This is a genomic window from Amycolatopsis sp. NPDC052450, assembly GCF_044547565.1.
In the GTDB taxonomy this organism is placed as follows: Bacteria; Actinomycetota; Actinomycetes; order Mycobacteriales; family Pseudonocardiaceae; genus Amycolatopsis.
In genome coordinates, this window is record NZ_JBIUAQ010000006.1 from 284,421 (window position 1) to 293,576 (window position 9,156).

Annotated in this window: 7 protein-coding genes; all 7 read left to right on the plus strand. The window is 68.9% G+C overall.

Translation table 11 applies throughout. The features are described from left to right. Positions 1 to 243: 243 nt before the first annotated feature. The 7 genes from merB to ACIHAO_RS13790 all read left to right on the plus strand — a co-directional run bounded on the left by merB (position 244) and on the right by ACIHAO_RS13790 (position 8,720). On the plus strand, positions 244 to 819 hold the full coding sequence (gene merB, locus ACIHAO_RS13760; RefSeq protein ID WP_396557612.1) for an organomercurial lyase: 576 nt from the start codon (positions 244 to 246) through the stop codon (positions 817 to 819). Between the two features lie 287 nt (positions 820 to 1,106). Beyond that, on the plus strand, positions 1,107 to 2,879 hold the full coding sequence (aspS, locus tag ACIHAO_RS13765) for an aspartate--tRNA ligase (RefSeq protein ID WP_396557614.1): 1,773 nt from the start codon (positions 1,107 to 1,109) through the stop codon (positions 2,877 to 2,879). After that, positions 2,879 to 3,820, plus strand: coding sequence for a DUF389 domain-containing protein (locus tag ACIHAO_RS13770; RefSeq protein WP_396557616.1), 942 nt, complete (start codon positions 2,879 to 2,881; stop codon positions 3,818 to 3,820). The genes aspS and ACIHAO_RS13770 overlap by 1 nt, the downstream gene beginning before the upstream one ends. A gap of 79 nt (positions 3,821 to 3,899) precedes the next feature. After that, positions 3,900 to 5,087 carry a phosphotransferase gene (locus ACIHAO_RS13775; protein ID WP_396557618.1) on the plus strand — a complete coding sequence of 396 codons (1,188 nt, stop codon included), beginning with the start codon at positions 3,900 to 3,902 and terminating at the stop codon, positions 5,085 to 5,087. Between the two features lie 75 nt (positions 5,088 to 5,162). Then, the gene (locus ACIHAO_RS13780; RefSeq protein ID WP_396557620.1) at positions 5,163 to 6,011 is read left to right on the plus strand and encodes an SGNH/GDSL hydrolase family protein; all 849 of its coding nucleotides are present in this window, start codon (positions 5,163 to 5,165) and stop codon (positions 6,009 to 6,011) included. A 43-nt stretch (positions 6,012 to 6,054) separates the two neighbouring features. Beyond that, entirely contained in the window at positions 6,055 to 7,464 is a 1,410-nt protein-coding gene (locus ACIHAO_RS13785) for a replication-associated recombination protein A (RefSeq protein ID WP_396557622.1), read from the plus strand. Positions 7,465 to 7,628: 164 nt separating this feature from the next. Next, entirely contained in the window at positions 7,629 to 8,720 is a 1,092-nt protein-coding gene (locus ACIHAO_RS13790; RefSeq protein ID WP_396557624.1) for a hypothetical protein, read from the plus strand. The last annotated feature ends 436 nt before the right edge of the window (positions 8,721 to 9,156 follow it).

A 9,156-nucleotide genomic window follows, 5' to 3' on the forward strand; every position in this document is an offset into this window, starting at 1 on the left:
CCGCCTGATCACCCGTGTCGGCCGATCAGGCACGCGAAACCGCCGGCGATGCCTCGCGTGTCACTTTCGCTTCGGGTGGCCGAAAGTATGTCCTGTTTCGCGCGATCCGGGGGGCAGCCCTCGATGCCCGTCGTGCCCGCTGAATTTTCTTACCGCGCAACGGATTCGGCCGTTCGGCGCAGTGACTTGGCGGAAAACCTTTTCGTGCTTAATCTCAAAGGGACGAAGGCGAGGAGGTGCCTGTTGACCACCCGTACGGATCGCACCGCCGCTGTCCGCATCGCCTGGACCGCGACCAAGCTGACCAGAGCGGGCAGACACCCCATCGCCATCGGCAGACTCGCCGCCACCGTCGGCATGGCCCCGGACGAAGCCCACCGCCTGATGGATCTGATGGGGTTCGTCATCCGCGACGGCCTGGTCGTGATGGACCGCGGCTCGCGCCCGGCCGAGCGCGCGGGCTCCGACCGGTACCGGGTCGACCTGTTCCTGCTGGCCGTCGCCACCGGTGAACCGGTGCACGCGGATTCTGTCTGCCCGGCGACCGGAGCACGCGTCCGCGTCCACTTCACCCGCGAGAGGGTCTTGAGCGTCGATCCGCCGCATGCCGTCGTCGCCGCGTCGCGGCTGCCCGGGATCGACCTCGCGCTCGGCCAGGACTACGTCGAGGCGCTGGTCTGCACGCAGTTCTTCGCGTCGAAGGAGGCGGCCTCGGGCTGGCTGCTGGAGAACATCGACGGCCGGGTCCTGTCCGTCCGCGACTATCTGACGCACACCCGGCGGATGGTCGCGGCACTGGAGTCCTGGCCGAGCCTCTGAGTGTTCGCAGGTGAACCCGCGTCCGCGATCGACGTCGGCAGGGCGCGATCCGGTCTTTCACGTCGTGAGGGTGGTGAAGGCGCCCTGCCACCGCGATAGCGGGGCCTTCGGCCGGGCGGGTTCACGCCTATGGTCACGTTCCGGGCAAGACCTCGGCTCCTGGCCGAGCCTCTGAGGACACTCGGCTTGTACCTGGTCGCGAGGCATCCGGGGTGATTCGTTAGCCTTTGACGTCGGCGAAAAGCCGTCGAATCGCAGAATCGTGATGCCGAAGGAGAGCACCCGCAGTGCTTCGCACCCACAAAGCCGGCACCTTGCGTGCCGAGCACGCCGGTCAGACGGTCACCCTCACCGGATGGGTGGCTCGGCGGCGCGATCACGGCGGCGTCATCTTCATCGATCTGCGCGATGCCAGCGGCGTGAGCCAGGTCGTCTTCCGCGAGGGCGAGATGGCCGAGCGCGCCCACCAGCTGCGCTCCGAATACTGCCTTCGCATCGTCGGAGAGGTCTCGAAGCGCCCCGAGGGCAACGCCAACGCCGAGATCCCCACCGGTGAGATCGAGGTGCTGGCCACCGAGCTCGAGGTGCTGTCCGAGGCGGCCGTGCTGCCGTTCCCGATCGACGACCGCGTCGACGTCGGCGAAGAGGTGCGCCTCAAGCACCGCTACCTCGACCTGCGCCGCAGCGGCCCCGCGGCCGCGATGCGCCTGCGCAGCGAGGTCAACCGCGCCGCCCGCGAGGTGCTCCACGCGCAGGAGTTCGTCGAGGTCGAGACCCCGACGATGACCCGCTCCACCCCCGAGGGCGCCCGCGACTTCGTGGTCCCGGCCCGGCTCAAGCCCGGTTCCTGGTACGCGCTCCCGCAGTCGCCGCAGCTGTTCAAGCAGCTGCTCATGGTCGGCGGGCTCGAGCGGTACTACCAGATCGCGCGCTGCTACCGGGACGAGGACTTCCGCGCCGACCGGCAGCCGGAGTTCACCCAGCTCGACATCGAGATGAGCTTCGTCGAGCAGGACGACGTCATCGCACTCGGCGAGGACATCGTGACGGCGCTGTGGAAGCTGATCGGCGCCGAGATCCCCCGGCCGTTCCGGCGCATCACCTACGCCGAGGCGATGGAAAAGTACGGTTCGGACAAGCCGGACCTGCGCTTCGACCTCGAGCTCACCGACATGACGGCGTTCTTCGCCGACACCCCGTTCCGCGTGTTCCAGGCACCGTACGTCGGCGCCGTCGTGATGGCGGGCGGGGCCGACCAGCCGCGCCGCACCCTCGACGCCTGGCAGGACTTCGCCAAGCAGCGCGGGCACCGCGGGCTCGCGTACATCCTGGTGAACGAGGACGGCACGCTCGGCGGCCCGGTCGCGAAGAACCTGTCGGAGAAGGAGCGCGAGACGGTCGCCGAAGCCGTCGGCGCCAAGCCCGGCGACTGCGTCTTCTTCGCCGCGGGCAAGGCCGCCGACGCGCGGGCGCTGCTGGGCGCCACCCGGTTGGAGATCGGCAGCCGTCTCGGCCTGATCGACGAGAACGCCTGGTCGTTCGTCTGGGTCGTCGACTTCCCGATGTTCATCTCGGCGGAGGAGTCCGACGACGTCGCCGTCGGCGGCGGCAAGTGGAAGGCGCTGCACCACGCCTTCACCTCGCCGACCCCGGAGTGGATCGGCAAACTCGCCGACGACCCCGGCAACGCGCTGGCCTACGCCTACGACATCGTCTGCAACGGCAACGAGATCGGCGGCGGCTCGATCCGTATCCACCAGCAGGAACTGCAGAAGCAGGTCTTCGAGCTGATGGGCCTCGGCGAGGAGGAGGCGCAGGAGAAGTTCGGCTTCCTGCTCGACGCCTTCGCCTTCGGCCCGCCGCCGCACGGCGGCATCGCGTTCGGCTGGGACCGGATCGTCATGCTGCTGGCCAAGGCCGAGTCGCTGCGTGACGTGATCGCGTTCCCGAAGACCGGCGGCGGGTTCGACCCGCTGACCGCGGCTCCCGCGCCGATCACGGCGGAGCAGCGCAAGGAAGCGGGCATCGACGCCAAGCCCGTGCCGCCCGTCAAGAACTGATGCTCCACCTCAGGGCCGTGTGCCCGCCGGACCGGACCGAAGAAGCGATCCGGATCCTGCGGGCACACGCCGGGACCGCGCACCTCGTCGTGCATCACGGGGTGGCGGTCGCGCCCGAGGGCGACTTGATCGAAGCGGACATCGCCCGGGAGGCGACCGACGAGATCATCGAGTCGCTGTGCGGACTCGACCTCGACCACACCGGCGGCATCACGCTGGAAGCGCTGGACACCGCGGTGTCCGACGCTGCCGACAAGGCCGAGGAAGCCGCGCCGGGTGAAGGCGCCGACGCCGTCGTGTGGCAGGAACTCGTCGGCCGCTCCGGCGAGGAGTCCAGGCTCACCTTGACGTTTCAGGCGTTCCTGACCATCGCTTGTGTGCTGGCGGCGGTCGGCGTGCTCACCAACTCGTCGGTCACCATCGTCGGCGCCATGGTCGTGGGGCCGGAATTCGGCCCGCTCGCGGCCATCGCCGTCGGCTTGGTGCTCCGGCGGGGAGATCTCGTGAAGCAGGGCGCCGTCGCGCTGCTCGGCGGCTTCCCGATCGCGATGGTGATCACCCTCGGTGTGGTTCTGGTGGGCAACGCCACCGGAGTGCTCGAAGTCAGCAAGCTCGCCGAGAACCACGAGGTGGATTTCGTTTACAAGGTGGGAATCGCGTCGCTCATCGTCGCGTTGCTCGCCGGTGCGGCCGGGATGCTTTCCATGACTTCGGCCAAATCCGCCGCGCTCGTGGGGGTGTTCATCTCGGTGACGACGGTTCCCGCGGCGGGTTACGCGGTGGTCGCGGCGGTTGCCGGTCAGTGGGAACGGTGCCTTTATTCGGCCGGTCAGCTGCTGGTAAATCTCATCGGAATCGTTGCAGCTGCGGCCATTGTGCTGACATTGCGCCGTCGGGGGCAACGATCGAGGGTGACGGAACGTCCGCTTTCACGCGGATGAGTCCCAGATCGCGCCAGTGCGCGCGATTGCCCGGATCTCAGTGGTCATGGTTGCTCAGTCACGAGTAGGGTCGGTGGCAATGACAGTCGATACCTCCTCTGCCGACGATTCGACCGTCGGAGCTGGAGCCGAAACTCTCGCCGTCGCAGCGGCGGTCGCTGCCGGCGAGTCGGTCCTTTCGCGCCGCTTCGGCAGCGCGATCACTCTCGTAGCCCCAGAAGACCTGGACGGCAGTGGTCCGGCGACGGTCGTGCGGGCGCGAGTGGCGACGTCACCGTTCGCGCTGCCGCGCACGCTGGTCATCAAGCACTATCCCGATCCACCCGAACCGGGACGGCCGGATCCGTTCGCGCAGGAGGCGGTCAGCTACCAGCTGTTCACCGCGCTCGCGCCGGAGGACCGGATCTGCCCGGAACTGCTGGCGCACGACGGCCGCGATCGGGTCCTGGTGATCGAGGACCTCGGCGGCGTCCCGACGCTGCACGACAAGCTCCACGCCCGTGACGCTCGCGGCGCCGAGCGCGCGCTGCTGTCCTGGGCGCGGTCGCTCGGCAGGCTGCACGCGAGCACGGCGAGCCGCGAACCCGATTTCAACGCGCTGCTGCGCCGTCTCGGCGGCCCGGTCAAGAACGAGGACGCGCCGCTGCCCGCGGTCTGCGCGCAACTGCCGGGGCTGCTCGAGGAACTGCTCGACGTCGAGACCCCGGAGCCGGTGCAACGGCGGGTCATGGAGGTCGCCGAGCGGGCGGGCTCACCGTCCTACCGCGCGTTCAGCCCGGTCGACCTCAGCCCGGACAACAACCTCGTGACCAGCGACGGGGTGCGATTCCTCGATTTCGAACGCGGCCGGGTGCGCAGCACCCTGATGGACGTGGCGTACCTGCGGCTCCCGTTCGCCTCGAGCGCGGACGCGCTGGCGCTGCCGCCGGGGATGAGCGAGGCGATGATCGCGGCCTGGCGGTCCGAGGTCGTCTCGGTCTGGCCGGGGCTCGCGGACGAAGACGCGCTGGCCGAACACCTGATGGACGGTCAGCTGCTCCTGCTGTGGGTGATCACCTGGGAGATCCTCCCGGAGCTGGATCTGGAGCGGCACGCCACGCCGATCAGCCGGGAGGCCGCGCTGGTCACCTGGTGGCGGGAACTGGCCAAGCAATCGCTGCGTGCCCGCCTCACGGACATCTCCGAACACGCCACCAGGGTCGCCGCGGCGCTCGGGGCCAGGCTGGGGCCGCACGCGGACCTCGCCTTCTACCCGGCGTTCCGGTAGCCGCCGCACGGACTTTTCGCTCGACCGTCCTCATCGCGTTACCCAGGCATCACCGCTGGTGAGTCTGCGTGGCCGATGGTGGCTACCGTGACCGTGATCAGTGTCGAAGTCACTCCGAGTCCCGAACCTCTCCTTCCTCCCGCCCCGGCCGTACCGCGGTCCGCTCGCAGACTGGTCGTGCTCGGCGATTCCACGGCCGTGGGCCTCGGCGACCCGCTGCCGAACCGAGGCGGCTGGCGCGGGGTCGGCCCGCTCGTCGCCGAGGCGCTGGGTGTCGAGCCGGACGGCTACCTGAACCCGTCGTTCACCGGAGCGCGGATGGGATGCGTGCTGACGGAGCAGCTCCCCGCGGCCGTGGCGCACCGGCCGGACGTCGCGTTGGTGGTGGCGGGGATGAACGACACCCTGCGTCCCGATTTCAGCGCCGAGAAGATCGCGGCGGACCTCACCGAGGTGATCCGTGCACTGGCCGCCGTCGGCACCACCGTGGTCCCCGTGCGCTACCACGACCACGGCAAGGTGTTCCGCCTCCCGGGGTCGCTGCGGCGCGCGCTGAGCGAGCGGGTGGCCGAACTGAACGCCGCCATCGCCGGCGTCGTCGAGCGCGAGGGCGTGCCCTGTCTCGACCTCGAACTGCTGCCCGGCGCCTACGACCTCACCGCGTGGAGCGTCGACCGGCTGCACCCGTCGGAACTCGGGCACCGGATGCTGGCCACCGGGTTCACCGAACGGCTCGCCGAGGCCGGGTTCGCGGTGCCGCGGCCGGTGAGCCTGACCTGCTCGGGAGGGGTCGAACCGAGCACCGCCGGGCACGTCGGCTGGCTGGTGCTCAAGGGCGTCCCGTGGGTGTGGCGGCGGGGCCGCGAGTTCGTGCCGTACGCGGCCGTGATCATGTGGCACTCGTTCCGGGAGCGGCTGCGCTGACCTGTGGCCGGAACCGTCGGTGGCTACGGCTACCGTCGACACCGTGGCACAGGACGAACTCTTCACCGTGAACCCCGACCTCGGGCCGCCTCCGGAGCAGGCCGAGCCGAGGGAGACCAAGGGGGGTGGGTCCCTCGGAGAGGGGGGCGGGAAAAACACTGCCGTACCGGCCGGTTCACCACTGGCGGTGCGGATGCGGCCGCGGTCGCTCGACGAGGTCGTCGGCCAGCAGCATCTGCTGCGCGAGGGCGCGCCGCTGCGGCGGCTCGTCGAAGGCGCGGCGCCCGCTTCCGTGCTGCTCTACGGCCCGCCGGGGACGGGCAAGACCACGCTGGCGAACCTCGTTTCGGCCGCGACCGGCCGCCGGTTCGTCGCGATGTCGGCGCTGTCGGCCGGGGTGAAGGAAGTGCGCGGGGTGATCGAAGAGGCCCGCCGTCGCCGGAACTACAACGCCGAGAACACGGTGCTCTTCATCGACGAGGTCCACCGGTTCTCCAAGACGCAGCAGGACGCCCTGCTCGGCGCCGTCGAAGACCGGACGGTGCTGCTGGTGGCCGCCACCACGGAGAACCCGTCGTTCTCCGTCGTCTCGCCGCTGCTCTCGCGGTCGCTGGTGCTCCAGCTGCGGCCCTTGACCGACGCCGACATCGTCGCGCTGATCGACCGCGCACTGGCCGACGAACGCGGTCTCGGCGGCGAACTCACCCTGACCGAAGACGCGCGGGCACATCTGGTGCGGCTGGCTTCCGGCGACGCGCGGCGCGCGCTCACCGCGCTGGAAGCGGCCGCCGACGCGGCGAGCGCGACCGAGGCCAAGACGATCGACCTCGCCATCGTCGAGTCCACAGTGGACAAAGCGGCGGTGCGCTACGACCGCGACGGTGATCAGCACTACGACGTCATCAGCGCGTTCATCAAATCCATCCGCGGGTCCGATGTGGACGCCGCGCTGCACTATCTGGCGCGGATGATCGAAGCGGGGGAGGATCCGCGATTCCTGGCCCGCCGACTGGTGGTGCACGCGAGCGAGGACATCGGTATGGCCGATCCGACGGCATTGCAATCGGCCATCGCGGCGGCGCACGCCGTGCAGTTCATCGGGATGCCGGAAGGCCGTCTCGCGCTGGCGCAGGCGACCGTGCACCTGGCGACGGCGCCGAAGTCGAACGCCATCGTCACCGGTATCGACGCCGCGCTCAGCGACGTCCGGTCCGGGCGGATCGGCACGGTGCCGCCGCATCTGCGGGACGGGCATTACGCGGGGGCGGAGAAACTCGGCAACGCGAAGGGCTACCGGCATCCGCAAAAGGTGCCGGAAGGTGTTCTGGCACAGCAGTATCCACCGGACGAACTGGTCGGCCGGGATTACTACGAACCGACGCAGCACGGAGCGGAGCGGACGTTGTACGAGCGGGTGCCGAAGCTGCGGCGCACCGTCCGGGGTGAGCGTTAGCCCGCATTCGGAGTAATGCCAAGGTGATCGGTAACGTTCGTTGATCATGGGGCTATATCCCCAGTGGCTGGGGGATCACCGGGTTGTCGATCTGGGTGGGGGATTCCTCGTGCTCGACCATCTCGGCGAGCAGCACGAAACCGACAGCCTCAACTATGATGACCATGGGTAAGTCCAAAGTCCGCGGCCTGATGGCGTCCTCCGTCGCCGTTCTCGCCGCAGTGACCGTGATGACCGGTGTTCTCGCCCCCGCGGTGGCGACCGCCGCTCCGGCCGGGGCGTCGTCCGCCGCGGCGCAGACGCCGGAAGAGTTGCGCACCAACGCGGCCGCCGTCGTCGGGCTCGCGATCACCCCGGAGTTGCTGCGGATCAGTGAACGCGACTTCGTCTACGAGATCTACCGGGCCGCGAAGCAGCGAGGCGAGACCGCGCGGGAGGTTCAGTTCGAGGCGCTCAACGCCTACAACAGCGGCAGCACCTCGTCGTTCCTCAGTACCTGGATCTACGAGGCGCATAAGCGGGACCTGGACCGTGAAGCTGTCTACCAGGCCCGGCGCGCGGAGCGGCAGCCCGCCGCCGCGCTGCTCGGTTTCGAGCTGACCACGATCCTGCTGGCCCAGGACGACAAGAACTTCGTCTTCGCGTTGTGGGAACGGTCCGCCAGGGGATCGTTCGTGCGGTCCGCCGCGGGCACCGTTTACAGCGGAACCCCGGCGGAGCACAAGGAATTCATCCTTCGCGGCATCTTCGTCGAGCACCAGCGTGATGTGGACGCGGCGAAGGAGGCGGCCGAGAAGGAGGCCGCGGAAAAGAAACTTAGCGATGCGCGGGTGAAGGCGGCCGCGGTCGTCGGCATGGACCCGGCCTTGGCCGCATGGCTGACGGACGAGTACTTCGTGCAGCACATCTGGACCCGTGACCTGGTGCCTGAGGATTCCGAGGTGTGGTACCAGGCTTGCTACAGCCGGACGCCGGAGCAGTGGCGGGCTTTCATCGACACCGGCATCTTCGAGGCCGCGGCCAAGGACAAGGTGGACGCCATCAAGGTCCGCGCCGCGGCCGTCGTCGGTATCGAGGCCGGGTACGCCAGGTATCTCCAGGAAGGTCCTTTGGTCCGCGAGATCTGGAACAGGGCGAGGTCCGGGAGCCAGGTTCAGGCGGCCGCTTATCGGGCCCTGCAAAGCGAATCTCCCGCCCAGTGGCGAGTCTTTTTGGAAACGGGCATTTTCGTCGCGGCCGAGGCGGATAAGCCCTGAGGGTTCTTGTGTGAGTGAGTGCCGGTCCGGTCGTGAACGTGCCGTTGGCGAGACGGGCGTGACCGGTCCGGTCATGCGGGGTCGTGAGTGGGCATGTGGCTGTGAAGGACTCCTTGAGGGAGCCAGAGTCCCTCAAGGAGTCCTTCGCGGAACGGGACTAAGCGGTACCGCCAGTCACGCCTTCCCCAGTACATGAAGGCCCCATTCCTTGCGTCTAGTGTCCCGAGTCGGAAGTTCGTGTGGTGATTCGGCGTGGTGCCGGAGGATCTTGTTCTTGCTTCGCGCGGTGAAGATGGTGTCGCCTGAGGCCGTGAGCATTCCGCTGACTTCAAGGTGCCGGGTCGCGGGGATCGGCTCGCGGGCTGTGGGGTGACCGTGTCGCGGAAGCCACATTGGCGGCCCCACGCGGCGCGAAAGTGGGGTTAGCGACGCACCA

What these genes read in the sequence shown, in the direction of transcription:
- ACIHAO_RS13770 (WP_396557616.1), top strand. Translation starts at nt 2,879, where the DNA reads ATGCTCCACCTCAGGGCCGTGTGCCCGCCGGACCGGACCGAAGAAGCG.
- ACIHAO_RS13775 (WP_396557618.1), top strand. Translation starts at nt 3,900, where the DNA reads ATGACAGTCGATACCTCCTCTGCCGACGATTCGACCGTCGGAGCTGGA.
- ACIHAO_RS13790 (WP_396557624.1), top strand. Translation starts at nt 7,629, where the DNA reads ATGGGTAAGTCCAAAGTCCGCGGCCTGATGGCGTCCTCCGTCGCCGTT.
- ACIHAO_RS13780 (WP_396557620.1), top strand. Translation starts at nt 5,163, where the DNA reads ATGGTGGCTACCGTGACCGTGATCAGTGTCGAAGTCACTCCGAGTCCC.